This window comes from Xanthobacter sp. AM11, assembly GCF_047444035.1.
In the GTDB taxonomy this organism is placed as follows: Bacteria; Pseudomonadota; Alphaproteobacteria; order Rhizobiales; family Xanthobacteraceae; genus Xanthobacter.
In genome coordinates this window covers 848,743-863,649 of record NZ_JBLAOA010000001.1, presented here as the reverse complement: position 1 = coordinate 863,649, position 14,907 = coordinate 848,743, and the positions used below count along the sequence as shown (strand labels likewise).

Here is a 14,907-nt window from a genome sequence, read left to right as displayed (position 1 = left end):
GGCGGCAACCGTCGGCGGCGGGGTCAGGCGCCGCGCGGGGCGAGGCCGCGGCCCCACGCGCCGGGCAGGTGCACGCTGCGCAGGGCGGCCCGGGGCAGGGGGATGTGCAGCGGGTCGCGGGCCGGCGGCGGCGACAGGGCGGCGATGAAATCCTCCGCCCAGCGGTCGATGTCCCGCGTCTCCAGCACCCGCATCATCCGCGCATAGCGCTCGCGCCGCTCGCCCAGGGGCATTTCCAGCGCCCGCGGCAGGGCGGCGGCCATGCCCTCGGTGTCGTGCGGGTTCACGATGAGGGCGCCGGTGGCCAGCTCCGCCGCAGCACCGGCGAACTGGGACAGCACCAGCACGCCGGGGTCGGCGGGGTCCTGCGCCGCCACGAACTCCTTCGCCACCAGGTTCATGCCGTCGCGCAGGGGGGTCACCAGGGCCACGTCGGCCATGCGGTAGAAGCCGGCCAGCACCGAGCGCGAATAGGTGCGGTTCACGTAGCGCAGCGGGGTCCAGGTGACATCGGAATAGGCGCCGTTGATCTGCCCCGCCTTGTGGGACACGTAGCGGTCCATCTCCTGATATTCTGGCACGTCGGTGCGGCTCTTGGGGGTGATCTGCACGTAGGAAACCTTGTCGTGCCACTGCGGCACGGTGCGCAGGAAATGCTCATAGGCATCGAGCCGGTTGGGGATGCCTTTGGAATAGTCGAGCCGGTCCACCCCGATGATGAGCTTGCGGCCCATGAGGCTCTCGCGCAGCGCCTTCACCGGGCGGGTGCGGCTCGCATGGCGCGCCCGCCGGGCGAAGGCGGCGGTCTCGATGGCCACCGGGAAGGCGCCGAGCTGCACCCGGCGCCCGCCGATGTCGCATCCGGTGCCGTCCGGGGTCATCTGTCCGCCGCGGGTCTCCAGGTAGCCGGAGAAATTGTCCCGGTCCCCCTCGGTCTGGAAGCCCACGAGATCGTAATGGGCCAGCGCCCCCACGGTGGCGCCGTGCTGCGGCAGGGCCTGGATGATGTCCGCCGGCGGCATGGGAATGTGCAGGAAGAAGCCGATGCGGTTGGCATGGCCGCGCTCGCGCAGGTATTTGGCGAGGGGCATCATGTGGTAGTCGTGGACCCACAACACGTCGTCCGGCCGGATGATCTTCTCCAGCCGGTCGGCGAACATGCGGTTCACGCGGATGTAGCCGGAAAGGTCCGAGCGGTAGAATTCCGTCAGGTCCAGGCGATAGTGCAGCACGGGCCACAGCACCCGGTTGGCGAAGCCGTTGTAATATTCCTGATAGTCGTCGGGCTTGAGGTCCACCACGGCATAGGTGACGGCCCCGTGCCGCGTCACCTGCGGCGCATCGGACGGCTCCTCGGTGATGCGGCCGCTCCAGCCGAACCAGATGCCGCCCCGGTCCTTCAGGGCGGCGTTCACCGCCACCGCGAGCCCGCCGGCGGAAGGGCCGCCGGCGCGTTCCGGCACGGCGACGCGATTGGATATGACCACGATGCGGGACACGGGGGTCACCTCCTGTGTTGCTGCGGCTCGGCCGCAAGGCGGGAGAGGAAATCGCGCACCGCCGCGGGGCCGGGCAGCACCGCCTGGGCTCCGGCCCGGGGCACGCCCACGGCAAGGGCCAGCCCTCCCGCCTGCGTTGCCGCGGCGAAGCCGGCCTCGTCGGTCACGTCGTCGCCGATGAAGACCGGGATGCGGCCGGCAAACGGCGGTTGGGCCAGCAGGGCCCGGATCGCGCTGCCCTTGTCGCGGCCGGCGGGCTTGATCTCGAACACGAAATGGCCGGGCAGCAAGGCCAGCGCCTCCCGCCCCGCCAGCAGCTGCGCCAGCGCCGCGGCCAGCGGGCGCTGCAGCTCCGGCCGGGCGCGGTAATGGATGGCGAAGGCCGGCCCCTTGTCCTCCGTGAACAGGCCGCCATGGGCGCGGGCGATCTGCGCCAGCGCCGCCACCAGGTCCCGGTCGAGGGGCGCCGCCCGCTCCACCGCGCCATGGGGCGCGGCGCGGATCTCCGCCCCATGGCTTCCCGCCACCGGCAGGCGCAGCGGGGCGAAAAGGCGGTCGAGCCGGTCCACCGTGCGGCCGCTGACCAGGGCGAGCGCGCCGCCGGCCCGTACGGAAAGGGCCTGGAGCGCGGCGGGAAGGGCGGCCGGCACCTCTACGGCATCGGGGTGGGGCGCAAGGTCGAGCAGTGTTCCGTCCACGTCGAGGAAGAAAGCGTGTGTCGGGGGAGCGACCGCGGCCAGAAGCGCAGGCCCCTGCGCAATGTCCGCAAGGGCGGCGTCGGCGCGCGGGGCGACGGGAGAAGGTGTGACGCGCTCCTGCATTGCGGTTTTCGCTGCTCCTCCGTTCCTGAATACCATGCACAGAACGCCGCAGGCGTCGCCATGGTTCCATCGCAGGGCCGACGCAATCCCGCCACAAGCCGCCGGACCTTTGATCGGCGTGAGGAACCTTAGCCATTGTCGGGCGTTCGAGGCAGGAACGGGAGCCCTCACGGGCACCCTCCACGAGAGAGCGGCGGATGTTTGCAGGGCACAGGCACGCCTCGTCGGCCAGCCTTGGCCGGCGCCTCGCGACGCTGAGGAAAGAGATGGAGCAACTGCAGGATGCCCTGTGGCCCCGCCAGTCCGGCGGCTGGGAGCGGATGGCCCTCTAATTCACTGGCTAGAGCCGGCACAAGACTTGGGCCGGTGGCGCTGGCGGTGGGCGTGGGTGTGGGGGGCGTGTTATATGCCGTTACGTCGTCCGGGACGGGAAATCGTTCGGCGGCGTCCTCGTCGAGGGGGCAGGCCCGTCGGCCGTCGTCGAGGATCGTGGAGTGACCGATCGGGCTGAGCCCGGCCTTCGCCGGGGATCTAGGGCAAGGGAGAACATGATGAAAGCGGCTCTCATTGCGTGCGCGATGGCGCTGGCGCTGGGCGGTTGCAGCGAGTATTCGCGGTCGGACCGGGCCGTGGGTGGCGCGCTCATCGGCGGCGGCACCGGGGCCCTGGTGGGCGCGGCGGCCACCGGCACCGGCACCGGAGCCCTGGTGGGCGGCCTGATCGGCGCCGGCGCCGGCGCGGTCATCGGCGCCGAGACGACCCCCAAGGCCTGCTGGGCGCGTGACGCCTACGGCAACCGCTACCGCGTCCAGTGCCCCTGAGGCCGGATTGCAGGACGGGGAAGGGGCGCCGGAGCGGCGCCCTTTCCGCCGTTCCCGAAGGCGCCGGCTAAACGTAAAATTTACCACGTCGGCGCAGGATGTTGTCATCTCCAAGCACCTGGGGCGGACCGGGACCTCCCGATCCGCCCCTTTTTTGCGCCGCGCGTGACTTCACGAACGCTCGATCACCCGGCGCGCCGGTCAGGGCACGGTGGGGCCGCGGCCGCGGCGCATCAGGCCGGCCACTGCCGATATCAGGAACAGGATGATCGCCACAAAGAAGATCACCTTGGCAATCTCGATGGCGGTTCCGGCAATGGCGCCGAACCCCAGCAATGCGGCGATCAGGGCGATGATGAGGAAGGTTATTGCCCAGCTCAGCATTTTTACATCTCCTTTGCAGGTGGATTTCGGCCGGGCGTGACGTGAATTTATAAATGGCCAACCCGGCGTTCTGTGAAACTGTAGAGTTTCTGAAACGGCAGTGCCCGATGGCCGGTTCCCGCCGCCGGTTGGGAAGGACGAAGGGGGCCAGGCTCTGGAACAAAACCCCTGCGCGCCGCGTTTCTCGTGGAATTCTCGGATCGGAGCGCGATGCGATCGGGTTGAATCTTTCCGATCGGCGCGCGCTCCAGGAGCGCGGAGCAGCAGCATGACCGGACCGCGACACAGCGAAGGTCCGCCAGGCCACGGCGGCTGGCCTGCCAGCGCGACGCCGCACGGCTATGACCGCACCGAGTTCGGCCCGGGCGAGAGCCGGCGGGATTTTCCCCCGCGCCGCCGCCGGGAGCCGGACGAGGAGCGCCGCCTCTTGCGCGAGGCGCAAGCCGCATTCGAGGGGCCGGACCGCCGGTCCGACGTGGATGCGGACGGCGACAAGGCGTGGGACGAGGACGCGGCGCCTGATGCCATGCCTTCCCGGGCCGGCACCGGCAAGTCCGTGCGGCTCTACCGCGAATGAGGCCCGTTTCCCCTTCCGGGGCCGGGTTTCTTCCCGACAAATGATGACGAAATCTCACATTGCAACGTACGCGGCGTGGTGCCACAGGTTGGGATCGCCCGCGTCTGTCTCGAAGATCAGCCATGCGAACGGCACGCTCTGAAGGCCCTCTCGACACGCCCATGACGCAGCATCAGAAAGAGGCCGGCTCCATGCGGACGCCTCACCGTCGGGATATTTCCGCGCGTCAGGATCTTCTGGGGCGGGAGCTGCGCCAGCTTTTCGACGATTACACGCAGGAAGACATGCCCGACGAGCTGCAGCGGCTCGCCGAGCAGCTCCAGGCCGCCTTCGAGGAGCGGCCGGAGGGCGGCCCGCCGCAGGTGCAGGGGGCCGGGGCGCGGCCCGCCCCCACCGTCCCATTGCGCAACGGCCGGGTGGCCGACGACGAGGAGACGCGGTAGGCCGCGCGCTCCGCTCCCGGCGCCGTCCTTCTCTGTCCCGCGTCCCGGCCCCGCGCGTTCCCTCGCAGGCCGGCGCCGGGCATGTCCCGCCGGGCCTGCCTTAACCCCTTCGCAACGCCGCATCGGCCAAGGTGCCCGCCATGGCGCGCGGTGCTTTGTCGATCCCCCTCACCCTGCTGGTCCTGGCTGTGGTGCTTTCCGGCTGTCGTTTCGATTTCGAAACGCGGGAGCGCTGGCGCGCGGAAGCGGAAGACGAGTGCATCGCCGCGCGCGGCGTGGTCGCCTCCGCCTTCATGGAGCCCCTGCCGGCCATCGACGGGCCGGGCATGTGCGGCATGGACCACCCCTTCCGCGTCAGCGCGCTGTCGGGCGGAAACGTGGTGCTGGAGCCGGCCGGCAAGCTCGCCTGCCCGGTCATCTACCAGGTGGATGCATGGGTGAATGAGGTGGTGCAGCCGGCCGCCATGGCGTGGCTGGGCCAGCCCATCGTCGCCATCAGTCAGATGTCGGCCTATTCCTGCCGCGGCATGAACGGGCAGGCCGGAGCCAAGATTTCCGAGCACGCCTTCGGCAATGCCCTGGACATCGGCGCCTTCCGCACCGCGGACGGGCGCTGGATCACGGTCCGCGACGGCTGGAAGGGCCCGGCCGACGCCCGCGGCTTCCTGCTGCAGGTGCAGGCCGGCGCCTGCGAGCGCTTCTCCACGGTGCTGGCACCGGGCTCCAACATGTTCCATTACGACCATATCCACCTGGATCTCATGCGCCACGCCAAAGGGCGCACCATCTGCAAGCCGGCGCCCCGGCCCATGCCGGCGCCGATGGCCACCAAGGCGCCGCCGATGGCGCAGCAGCCGCAGTTCGAAGCCGCGCCGCAGGCGGTGATGGCGCCGCCCGAGCCGCCGCCGCTCCCGCCGCCCGAAGCGCCGCCCTCCTTCCTGTCGGGCCTGTTCGCGCCCCGGCCGGCGCCCGCCGCTGCGGAACCGCCACCCCCCGCGCCGCCGGTGCAATGGGGTGCGCCGCCCGCGCCTTCTTCGGCCATCGTTGCCGCGCCGGCGCCGCTGCCGCCGGCGGCCATGCCCCAGGGCGCACCCGCCGCGCGGCCCGCGCCGCCACCCCCGGCGCCGTCCGGCATTCCGCCCGGCTGGCAGGTGGGCCCGCAGGGGGTGCCCATGTCCTATACGTCGCCCGGCGCGTCCGCCGGCAACCCGGAAACCGGCTCCATCAAGCGCAAATACTACACCGCGCCCCTGCCGCAGCCCTCCACCATCCCGCTGCCGAAGGCGAAGGCCGGCGAGGATTGAGATGGCCGGCGCGCTTCCCTTCGCCGGCATCGACGGCTGCCGCGGCGGCTGGGTGATCGCCCGATGGGACGGCGCCGATCATCTCCAATTGTTCCGCCGCACCCGGGTGGAGGAACTGTTCGACGCGCCCGATGCCCCCGCCCTCGCCGCCATCGACATGCCCATCGGCCTGCCCGAAACCAGCGAGATCGGCGGCCGCAGCGCCGAGCGCGCGGTTCGCCCGCTGCTGGGCATGCGCCAGTCGTCGGTGTTCTCGGTGCCGGCGCGGGCGGCGGTGATGGCCGGGCTCGGGCCGGGAGACGAAAAGGCGCGCTTTGCCGCCGCCTGCGCTGCCGCGCTCGCTCATTCGAGCCCGCCGCGCAAGGTCTCCATCCAGTGCTTCAACCTGTTTGCCAAGATCGCCGAGGTGGACGAGCTGCTGCGGCGGCGCCCGGAGCTTCAGGCGCGCCTGGTGGAGTGCCACCCGGAGGTCTCCTTCCGCACCATGAACGGGGCCGTGGTGCCCGAGCCCAAGAAGGTGAAGGGCCGGCCGCACGGGCCCGGCCTGGCCCTGCGCATCGGCCTGCTGGCGCGCGCCGGCCTGCCTGTCGGTCTGCTTGAGGCGAAGACCGCACTTGCGCTCCACGCAGGGCTCGACGACTTGGTGGACGCCTGCGCCTGCGCCGTCACCGCCAGAAGAGTGGCCGAGGGCAAGGCTTTGCGCTACCCCGACCCGCCCGGGCGCGACGCCTTCGGCCTGCCGGTGGCCATCCACGCCTGACCGGGCTTTTCTCTTAAGTCGAATTTGAGACGCCGCGGCCGCATCGCTATGCGCGGGGAACAGTCCCCCCATTCCGGATGGCCGACGATGCACCACGAGCGTATCCGCCTCTCGTCCCTGTGTGACAAGATCGTCTCCGCCGAGGAGGCGGCCCGCCACATCAAGGATGGCATGATCGTGGGCATGAGCGGCTTCACCCGCGCCGGCGAGGCCAAGGCGGTGCCCATGGCGCTGGCGGCGCGGGCGAAAACGGAGCCGCTGAAGATCACCCTCATCACCGGCGCCTCCCTGGGCAACGACCTGGACAAGCAGATGGCCGAGGCGCACCTGCTCTCGCGCCGCATCCCGTTCCAGTCCGACCCGGCGCTGCGCAAGGCGATCAACGCCGGCGAGGTGATGTTCGTGGACCAGCACCTGTCCGAGACGGTGGAGCATCTGCGCACCAACCAGCTCGGCCCCATCGACGTGGCGGTGATCGAGGCGGTGGGCATCACCGCGCAGGGGGGCATCATTCCCACCACCTCGGTGGGCAATTCGGCCACCTTCGCCATCCTGGCGGAAAAGGTGATCGTGGAGATCAACCTCACCCAGCCGGTGGAGCTGGAGGGGCTGCACGACATCTACATCCCCACCCGCCGCCCGTTCCGCCAGCCGATTCCGGTGGTGGCGCCGGAAAGCCGGGTGGGCCTGCCCTTCATTCCCGTTCCGGCGGAGAAGATCGCAGCCATCGTCATCACCCAGAAGCTCGATTCCGCGTCCACCGTGCTGCCGCCCGACCACGAGACGGCGGCCATCGCCGGCCATCTCATGGAATTCCTGAAGCACGAGGTGAAGCGCGGCCGTCTCACCGAGCGCCTGCAGCCGCTGCAGGCCGGCATCGGCACCATCGCCAATGCGGTGATGCACGGCTTCATTGCCAGCCCCTTCAGCGATCTGACCATGTATTCGGAGGTGCTGCAGGATTCCACCTTCGACCTGTTCGACGCCGGCAAGCTCAATTTTGCCTCCGGCTCCTCCATCACCCTGTCGAAGACCAAGTATGACGAGGTGATGCCGCGCATCACCGATTACAAGTCGCGGCTCATCCTGCGCCCGCAGGAGATTTCCAACCATCCCGAGATCATCCGCCGGCTCGGCCTCATCGGCATCAATACGGCGCTGGAATTCGACATCTTCGGCAATGTGAATTCCACCCATGTGGGCGGCACCCACATGATGAACGGTATCGGCGGCTCGGGCGACTTTGCGCGCAATGCCTATCTCTCGGTCTTCGTCACCAAGTCCATCGCCAAGAACGGGGCCCTGTCCTCGGTGGTGCCCATGGTGAGCCATGTGGACCACACCGAGCACGACGTGGACATCCTCATCACCGAGCAGGGCCTTGCCGACCTGCGCGAGCTGGCCCCGCGGGAGCGGGCGCGGGTGATCATCGCCAATTGCGTCCACCCGCTCTATCGCCCGGCGCTGGAAGATTATTTCGCGCGGGCTTGCGCGCGGGGCGGGCACACGCCGCACCTCATCGAGGAGGCGCTGTCCTGGCATGTGAAGGCGCGCGAGGCGGGTTCCATGCTGCCGGACGGCGCGGCGCTGAAGATCGCGTGAGGGCGGTGGCCGGCCCCGGCGGGGCGCGGCCGGCATGCCGGGGCCGTCACGCCGCCGCGGCGGCCGCGGTGGCGGCGGCGATCTCCCGCTTCATGGCGGCGATGGTGGCGGCATAGTCGGCGGCGCCGAAAATGGCGCTGCCGGCCACGAAGGTGTCCGCCCCGGCCGCCGCGATGGCGCCGATATTGTCCACCTTCACGCCGCCGTCCACCTCCAGGCGGATGTCGCGGCCCGAGGCGGCGATGCGCTCGCGGATGGCCTTCAATTTGCCAAGGGCGCCGGGAATGAAGGCCTGCCCGCCGAAGCCGGGGTTCACCGACATCACCAGCACCAGGTCGAGCTGGTCCAGCGTGTGGTCGAGCACGGCCAGCGGGGTGGCCGGGTTCAGCACCAGCCCCGCCTTCACCCCCTTGGAGCGGATGAGCTGGAGCGAGCGGTCCACATGCTCGCTCGCCTCGGGATGGAAGGAGATGAGATCGGCGCCGGCGCCGGCGAACGCCTCGATCATGCCGTCCACCGGCTTCACCATCAGGTGCACGTCCACGAAGGCCTTCGTGACCTTGCGCAGGGACTGGAGCACCAGCGGGCCGATGGTGAGGTTGGGGACGTAATGATTGTCCATCACGTCGAAATGGATCCACTCGGCCCCGCCCTGCAGCACCGCCTCCACCTCGGCGCCGAGGCGGGTGAAATCGGCCGAGAGGATGGACGGGGCGATGATGGGGTGGGCGCTGGCCATGGGGGTCTCCTCAACATCTGGATAGCCAGGGCCCGATCTTGTGCCCCGGCCGACTGGAGCGTCGGCGGAAGGAGAGCCGGGGCCCGGCGCAAGCGTGCGCCGCAGGCGGCTTTCTTCCTGACCGTCGCAGAAAGAGCCTGCAGCGCAGGACCTTTCCCTGGACCCCGGATCAGCGCTCCAGCTGCGCTGTCGCTTGTCCGGGGGACGCGGCGGCAGAGCCGCCTTGCGCACTTCTATACGTCACGGCGCCGCATTGGCACCAGCGGACGTCCTCAATGCACCACCTGCGCCAGTTCGCCGGAGGCATAGCGCCTGGCCATGTCGTCGAGCTCGATGGGCCGGATCTTCTCGGCCTTGCCGGCCGATCCGAACGCCTCGAAGCGGTTGATGCACACCTTCTTGGCCTCCTCCATGGCGGCGGCGAGGAATTTGCGCGGGTCGAACTCGGACTTGTTCTTCGCCCCCACGCGGCGGATGGCGGCGGTCATGGCGAGGCGGATGTCGGTGTCGATATTCACCTTGCGCACGCCGTAGCGGATGCCCTCCTGGATCTCCTCCACCGGCACGCCGTAGGTCTCCTTGATGTCGCCGCCATAGGTGCGGATCTCCTCCAGCAGCTCCTGCGGCACCGAGGAGGAGCCATGCATCACCAGATGGGTGGTGGGGATGCGCTGGTGGATGGCCTTGATGCGGTCGATGGCGAGAATGTCGCCGGTGGGCTTGCGGGTGAATTTGTAGGCGCCGTGCGATGTGCCGATGGCGATGGCCAGCGCGTCGCACTGGGTGGCCTTCACGAACTGGGCGGCCTCGTCCGGGTCGGTGAGCAGCTTGGAATGGTCGAGGGCCTCCTCGGCGCCGTGGCCGTCCTCCGCCTCGCCCTTGCCGGTCTCCAGCGAGCCGAGGCAGCCCAATTCGCCTTCCACCGAGACGCCCACCGCATGGGCCAGCTCCACCACCTTGGCGGTGACGGCGACGTTATAGTCGTAGTCCGCCGGGGTCTTGCCGTCCTCCTTCAGGGAGCCGTCCATCATCACCGAGGAGAAGCCGGACTTGATGGCGCCCATGCACACGGCGGGGGAGGCGCCATGGTCCTGGTGCATCACCACCGGGATTTCCGGGTAGGCCTCCACGGCGGCGGCGATGAGGTGGCGCAGGAAGGGCTCGCCGGCATATTTGCGCGCACCGGCCGAGCCCTGGAGGATGACGGGGGAGGAGGTGGCGCGGGCCGCCTCCATGATCGCCTTCACCTGCTCCATGTTGTTCACGTTGAAGGCCGGCAGGCCGTAGGAAAGCTCCGCCGCGTGGTCGAGCAGCTGGCGCATGGAAACGAGGGCCATTGTCCTCTCCTTTTAAATCCTGGGTTTCGTCACATGAGCCGCCGCTCCCCCTCCCCCGCTTGCGGGGGAGGGCCGGGGAGGGGGAAGGGGCGGTTCGAATTGGCGGCCGCCATGAAAAGCGGAGAGGGCCTGCCCCCTCCCAACCCTCCCCCGCAAGCGGGAGAGGGCTTTATTTGCGTTCACCCCACCGCGCGGCGCACGGCGTCGGCCACCTTCTCGGCGGTGAAGCCGAACAGGGGCCAAAGATCCTTTTCCGGCGCGCTCTCGCCGAAGCGGTCGATGCCGATGGCGGTGATGCCGTCGCCGCGCGTGCCGCACAGGCCGCGCCAGCCGCGGGTGACGCCCGCCTCCACCGCCACCACCGGCACGCCCTTGGGGAACAGCGCGGCGCGCTCGGTCTCGGTCAGCGCCTCGAAGCGTTCGCGGCAGGGCATGGAGACGATGCGGGTGGGGATGCCGGCGAGGTCCAGCGCCTCGGCCGCCGCCACCGCCAGCTTCACCTCGGAGCCGGTGGCCACGAGGACGGCGCGGGCCAGGCCCTCGCTCTCGCGCAGCACATAGGCGCCGCCTTCGATGGCCCCCAGTTGGGCCTCGCTGCGCGGCCAGCAGGGCAGGTTCTGCCGCGACAGGATGAGCGCGCTCGGCCCGTCGGTGCGGGTAAGGGCCCCATGCCAGGCCTTCAGCGTCTCCACCGTGTCGCAGGGGCGCCAGACCTGGAGGTTGGGGATGAGGCGCAGGCTCTCCACATGCTCCACCGGCTGGTGGGTGGGGCCGTCCTCGCCCAGGCCGATGGAATCGTGGGTGAGGATGTAGATCACCCTTTGGCCCATCAGCGCGCTCATGCGCATGGCGTTGCGGGCATAGTCCGAAAACACCAGGAAGGTGGCCACGAACGGGATGAAGCCGCCGTGCAGCGCGATGCCATTGGCGATGGCCGACATGCCGAACTCGCGCACCCCATAGAAGATCTGGTTGCCGGCCGGATCGCGGGTGATGGGCACCGCGCCGGGGAAGGTGGTGAGGTTGGAATGGGCGAGGTCCGCCGAGCCGCCGAGGAATTCGGGCACCGCGGGGGCCAGCGCTGCCAGCGCCTGCTGGCTGGCCTTGCGGGTGGCCACCGTCTCGGCCTTCTCCACCGTGGCGTCGAGCGCGGCGGCATAGGTTGCGGCGAAGGCGGGGGAGAGGTCGCCCCTGAGGCGGCGGCGGAATTCGGCCGCCTCGGCGGGGTAGGCCCGCTCATAGGCCGCCATGCGGGCCTCCCACGCCTCCTGCCGCGCCGCGCCGGCCTTGCGGGCATCCCACAGGGCGTAGATCTCCTGCGGCACCTCGAAGGGGGCGAAGTTCCACCCCATGGCGGCGCGGGTGCGGGCGATCTCCTCGGCCCCCAGCGGGGCGCCGTGGGTGTCCTGGTGGCCCTGCTTGGTGGGGGCGCCGCGGCCGATGGTGGTCTTGCAGCAGATGAGGGTGGGCTTGCCGGTTTCGGCCAGCGCGCTCTCCATGGCGGCGCGCAGGGCCGCGGGGTCGTGGCCGTCCACGGCGCCGATCACCTGCCAGCCATAGGCGGCGAAGCGGGCCGGGGTGTCGTCGGGGAACCATTCCTCCACCTTGCCGTCGATGGAGATGCCGTTGTCGTCATAGAAGGCCACCAGCTTGCCCAGGCCGAGCCGGCCGGCCAGCGAGCAGGCCTCGTGGCTGACGCCCTCCATCAGGCAGCCGTCGCCGAGGAAGACGAAGGTGCGGTGATCGACGATGGGCAGGCCCGGCCGGTTGAACTGGGCCGCCAGCGTCTTCTCGGCAATGGCCATGCCCACCGCATTGGCGAGGCCCTGGCCCAGCGGGCCGGTGGTGGTCTCCACCCCCGGGGTCATGCCGTATTCGGGATGGCCGGGGGTGCGCGAATGCAGCTGGCGGAAGCGCTTCAGCTCGTCGATCGGCAGGTCGTAGCCGGTGAGGTGCAGCAGGGCATAGACCAGCATGGAGCCGTGCCCGTTGGACAGGACGAAGCGGTCGCGGTCCGGCCAGGAGGGATCGGCGGGATTGTGCCGCAGCTGCTCGCGCCACAGCACGGCGGCGATCTCCGCCATGCCCATGGGGGCGCCGGGATGGCCGGATTTCGCCTGCTCCACGCCATCCATGGCGAGCGCCCGCAGCGCGGCCGTCACCGGCCAGGCGAGGGCGCCGGGGGTGCGGTCGGCCGGCGCGGAGCCGGCGGTCGCGGCACCGGTGGTCGGGGCGATGGCGTGGGCGGTCATGGCTTTTCTCCCTTCGGCTTCTTGTCCCTTCGCGGTTTCCCCCGCGCCGGCCGGCGGCGGGTGGGAAGGGCATGCCAGTTCTCGTCGGGGCGGCGGCGCGCCGTCCCGTGCCCCTTCCGTCTGGAAGGGGGGATCATCCCTGCGGCGCCCCCAAAAGGGGGTGGTGGGGGAGGGCGGCAGTCACGCATCCCGGGCGGCCCGCACCGGGTGCCCGGAACCTGCCCCCCTCCCCCGCGCCCGCCCCCCGGCGCGGGGGAGGGGACCGGTGCGGCCGGCTCAGCCGGCGCGGCGCTTCCTGTCCATCAGCTTCATGATCAGCGGGGTGAGCAGGAGCTGCATGGCGAGGTCCTGCTTGTTGCCCGGGATGACGATGGAATTCGCCCGCGACATGAAGCTGTTGTGGATCATGGACAGCAGATAGGGAAAGTCGATGCCGTGCGGGTCGCGGAAGCGGATGACCACCATGGATTCGTCCGGCGTCGGAATCCAGCGCGCGGTGAACGGGTTGGAGGTGTCCACCGTGGGTACGCGCTGGAAGTTGATGTCGGTTTCCGTGAACTGCGGGCAGATGTAGCGCACATAATCCGGCATACGGCGCAGGATGGTGTCGGTGACATCTTCCGTGGAATAGCCGCGGGTGGACTTGTCGCGATGGATCTTCTGGATCCATTCGAGGTTGATCACCGGAACCACGCCGATCTTCAGGTCTGCATGCTGGGCGAGGTTGAGCTCGTCGGTCACCACGGCGCCGTGCAGGCCCTCGTAGAACAGAAGGTCGGTGCTGCCCTCCACCTCCTCCCAGCCGGTGAAGCGGCCGGGGTCGGTGCCATAGGCCTTGGCCTCGTCGGCGTCATGCACATAGTGGCGGAAGCGGCCGGAGCCGGTGGCGCCATAATCGCGGAAGAGCTGGCCCAGCTCGCCCAAAAGATTGGTGTCGGGCGAGAAATGGCTGAAATGCTTGTTGCCCTTGGCGGCCTCGGCCGCCATCAGCTCGCGCATCTCGTAGCGGTCGTAGCGGTGGAAGGCGTCGCCCTCCACATAGGCGGCCTTCACCCCCTCCCGGCGGAAGATCTGGTCGAAGGTGCGCTTGACGGAGGTGGTCCCGGCCCCCGAGGAGCCGGTGACGACGATGATGGGGTGCTTCACGGACATGGAGGTGCGGCCTTCGATCGGGATCAGATGAACAGGCCGCGCCGCGCGAACAGCGGCGAGCGCTCGCCGTGGCCGGCGGATTCCAGGTGATAGCGCGCGACGCGGGTCACCTCGTCGCGGGAGCCGAACACGAAGGGCACGCGCTGGTGCAGGCCGGTGGCGGCAAGGTCGAGGATGTCGGCGCGCCCGTCGGTGGCGCAGCCCTGGGCCTGCTCCATCAGGAAGGCCACCGGGAACGCCTCGTAGAGCAGCCGCAGGCGACCGCTGCCATAGCCCTTGCGGCTGTCGCCGGGATAAAGATAGACCCCGCCGCGCTGGAAGATGCGGTGGGCATCGGCCACCATGGAGGCCACCCAGCGCATGTTGAAGTCGCGCTCGCGCGGGCCCTTCGCCCCGGCCAGGCAATCGTCCACATAGGCCCGCACCGGCGGGTCCCAATGGTGGTAGTTGGACATGTTGATGGCGAATTCCGCCGCCCCCTCCTTCACCTTCACCGCCGCATTCACGAGGCGGAAGGCGCCGTCCGGGTCGAGGGCGAAATGCCAGGTTCCGGCGCCCACCGTGAGCATCAGCGCCGTGTGGGGGCCGTAGATGACATAGCCGGCGGCCAGCATGTCCCGCCCGCCCTGGAGGAAGGCCGCGGCCTCGCCCGCGTCGGCGCCCTCGCGCCGGGGAAAGACGGCGAAGATGGTGCCCACCGAGAGGCAGGTGTCGATGTTGGACGAGCCGTCCAGCGGGTCGATGGCCACCAGCAGCGGGGCGGCGGCGTCCAGCAGCACCGGCGCGTCGTTCTCTTCCGAAGCCACTGCCGCGACCGGTGCGTGACGCAGGGCCGCGATGATCATGTCGTTGGAGAGGACGTCCAGCGCCTTCTGCCCCTCGCCGGCCTCGCCGGAGGACAGGGTGTGCGCCATGTCGCCGGCCAGGGGCCCCTCGGATATGCGCTGCGCCAGCGCGATGGCGCCCGCGCCGAGGGCGGCGATGGTGGCGGCGACGTCACGGCGGCCGGCCGCCTCGCCCGCCCATTCGTCCAGGGCGCAGGCAAGGGTGATGCCGGCGGTTGCGCGCGGGGCGCCATGAAGGCCGGAGGTGGACGCGGACACATTCGGCGAGGCGGCTGTCGGCGAGGCAGATGTCGGCATGGCAGGTCTCCCTGAGGGCTCCTCCGCGCGGCCCGTTGGCCGGGCCGTCATCGGTCTTGTCGGTTCCGCGGCCT

14 protein-coding genes are annotated in these 14,907 nt (G+C 70.1%); 6 read left to right on the top strand and 8 right to left on the bottom strand.

Annotation, left to right across the window (positions count from 1 at the left end; all coding sequences use genetic code 11):
- Positions 1-23 precede the first annotated feature (23 nt).
- Both otsA and otsB read right to left on the bottom strand, forming a co-directional pair.
- A complete protein-coding gene (otsA, locus tag ACI7BZ_RS04125; protein WP_414115928.1) occupies positions 24-1,499 on the bottom strand; it encodes an alpha,alpha-trehalose-phosphate synthase (UDP-forming) in 1,476 nt (491 codons plus the stop codon).
- A 5-nt stretch (positions 1,500-1,504) separates the two neighbouring features.
- Positions 1,505-2,320, bottom strand: coding sequence for a trehalose-phosphatase (otsB, locus tag ACI7BZ_RS04120; RefSeq protein WP_414115927.1), 816 nt, complete (start codon positions 2,318-2,320; stop codon positions 1,505-1,507).
- Positions 2,321-2,871: 551 nt separating this feature from the next.
- Between otsB and ACI7BZ_RS04115 the strand changes: the two genes are divergently transcribed.
- Positions 2,872-3,141 carry a YMGG-like glycine zipper-containing protein gene (locus tag ACI7BZ_RS04115; protein WP_414115926.1) on the top strand — a complete coding sequence of 90 codons (270 nt, stop codon included), beginning with the start codon at positions 2,872-2,874 and terminating at the stop codon, positions 3,139-3,141.
- Positions 3,142-3,342: 201 nt separating this feature from the next.
- Here ACI7BZ_RS04115 and ACI7BZ_RS04110 read toward each other — a convergent pair whose 3' ends face one another.
- On the bottom strand, positions 3,343-3,525 hold the full coding sequence (locus tag ACI7BZ_RS04110; RefSeq protein ID WP_414115925.1) for a DUF1328 domain-containing protein: 183 nt from the start codon (positions 3,523-3,525) through the stop codon (positions 3,343-3,345).
- A gap of 268 nt (positions 3,526-3,793) precedes the next feature.
- On the opposite strand from ACI7BZ_RS04110, the gene ACI7BZ_RS04105 reads away from it, so the two are divergent.
- From ACI7BZ_RS04105 to scpC, 5 genes are all read left to right on the top strand, one after another.
- Positions 3,794-4,102, top strand: coding sequence for a hypothetical protein (locus tag ACI7BZ_RS04105; RefSeq protein WP_414115924.1), 309 nt, complete (start codon positions 3,794-3,796; stop codon positions 4,100-4,102).
- A 191-nt stretch (positions 4,103-4,293) separates the two neighbouring features.
- Positions 4,294-4,545 (top strand): hypothetical protein, encoded by a 252-nt coding sequence (locus tag ACI7BZ_RS04100; RefSeq protein ID WP_414115923.1) that lies wholly within the window; start codon positions 4,294-4,296, stop codon positions 4,543-4,545.
- 140 nt (positions 4,546-4,685) lie between these two features.
- On the top strand, positions 4,686-5,849 hold the full coding sequence (locus ACI7BZ_RS04095; RefSeq protein ID WP_414115922.1) for an extensin-like domain-containing protein: 1,164 nt from the start codon (positions 4,686-4,688) through the stop codon (positions 5,847-5,849).
- A gap of 1 nt (position 5,850) precedes the next feature.
- Positions 5,851-6,609, top strand: a complete 759-nt coding sequence (locus ACI7BZ_RS04090; RefSeq protein ID WP_414115921.1) for a DUF429 domain-containing protein — start codon at positions 5,851-5,853, stop codon at positions 6,607-6,609.
- Positions 6,610-6,696: 87 nt separating this feature from the next.
- Complete coding sequence (scpC, locus tag ACI7BZ_RS04085; RefSeq protein ID WP_414115920.1) at positions 6,697-8,211, top strand: succinyl-CoA:acetate CoA-transferase ScpC; 1,515 nt, start codon at positions 6,697-6,699, stop codon at positions 8,209-8,211.
- Positions 8,212-8,257: 46 nt separating this feature from the next.
- Here the strand turns inward: scpC and rpe are convergent, their stop codons facing one another.
- From rpe to ACI7BZ_RS04060, 5 genes are all read right to left on the bottom strand, one after another.
- Positions 8,258-8,950 carry a ribulose-phosphate 3-epimerase gene (gene rpe, locus ACI7BZ_RS04080; protein WP_414115919.1) on the bottom strand — a complete coding sequence of 231 codons (693 nt, stop codon included), beginning with the start codon at positions 8,948-8,950 and terminating at the stop codon, positions 8,258-8,260.
- Between the two features lie 272 nt (positions 8,951-9,222).
- On the bottom strand, positions 9,223-10,287 hold the full coding sequence (gene fba / locus ACI7BZ_RS04075) for a class II fructose-bisphosphate aldolase (protein ID WP_414115918.1): 1,065 nt from the start codon (positions 10,285-10,287) through the stop codon (positions 9,223-9,225).
- Positions 10,288-10,466: 179 nt separating this feature from the next.
- On the bottom strand, positions 10,467-12,539 hold the full coding sequence (gene tkt, locus ACI7BZ_RS04070) for a transketolase (protein ID WP_414115917.1): 2,073 nt from the start codon (positions 12,537-12,539) through the stop codon (positions 10,467-10,469).
- Between the two features lie 276 nt (positions 12,540-12,815).
- A complete protein-coding gene (locus ACI7BZ_RS04065) occupies positions 12,816-13,691 on the bottom strand; it encodes a phosphoribulokinase (protein WP_414115916.1) in 876 nt (291 codons plus the stop codon).
- Between the two features lie 23 nt (positions 13,692-13,714).
- A complete protein-coding gene (locus ACI7BZ_RS04060; protein WP_414115915.1) occupies positions 13,715-14,884 on the bottom strand; it encodes a class 1 fructose-bisphosphatase in 1,170 nt (389 codons plus the stop codon).
- Between the last annotated feature and the right edge of the window lie 23 nt (positions 14,885-14,907).

Coding starts and splice junctions, on each gene's coding strand:
- ACI7BZ_RS04100 (WP_414115923.1), top strand. CDS start 4,294: ATGCGGACGCCTCACCGTCGGGATATTTCCGCGCGTCAGGATCTTCTG.
- otsB (WP_414115927.1), bottom strand. CDS start 2,320: ATGCAGGAGCGCGTCACACCTTCTCCCGTCGCCCCGCGCGCCGACGCC.
- fba (WP_414115918.1), bottom strand. CDS start 10,287: ATGGCCCTCGTTTCCATGCGCCAGCTGCTCGACCACGCGGCGGAGCTT.
- ACI7BZ_RS04090 (WP_414115921.1), top strand. CDS start 5,851: ATGGCCGGCGCGCTTCCCTTCGCCGGCATCGACGGCTGCCGCGGCGGC.
- ACI7BZ_RS04105 (WP_414115924.1), top strand. CDS start 3,794: ATGACCGGACCGCGACACAGCGAAGGTCCGCCAGGCCACGGCGGCTGG.
- ACI7BZ_RS04110 (WP_414115925.1), bottom strand. CDS start 3,525: ATGCTGAGCTGGGCAATAACCTTCCTCATCATCGCCCTGATCGCCGCA.
- rpe (WP_414115919.1), bottom strand. CDS start 8,950: ATGGCCAGCGCCCACCCCATCATCGCCCCGTCCATCCTCTCGGCCGAT.
- tkt (WP_414115917.1), bottom strand. CDS start 12,539: ATGACCGCCCACGCCATCGCCCCGACCACCGGTGCCGCGACCGCCGGC.
- ACI7BZ_RS04115 (WP_414115926.1), top strand. CDS start 2,872: ATGAAAGCGGCTCTCATTGCGTGCGCGATGGCGCTGGCGCTGGGCGGT.
- ACI7BZ_RS04095 (WP_414115922.1), top strand. CDS start 4,686: ATGGCGCGCGGTGCTTTGTCGATCCCCCTCACCCTGCTGGTCCTGGCT.
- scpC (WP_414115920.1), top strand. CDS start 6,697: ATGCACCACGAGCGTATCCGCCTCTCGTCCCTGTGTGACAAGATCGTC.
- ACI7BZ_RS04065 (WP_414115916.1), bottom strand. CDS start 13,691: ATGTCCGTGAAGCACCCCATCATCGTCGTCACCGGCTCCTCGGGGGCC.
- ACI7BZ_RS04060 (WP_414115915.1), bottom strand. CDS start 14,884: ATGACGGCCCGGCCAACGGGCCGCGCGGAGGAGCCCTCAGGGAGACCT.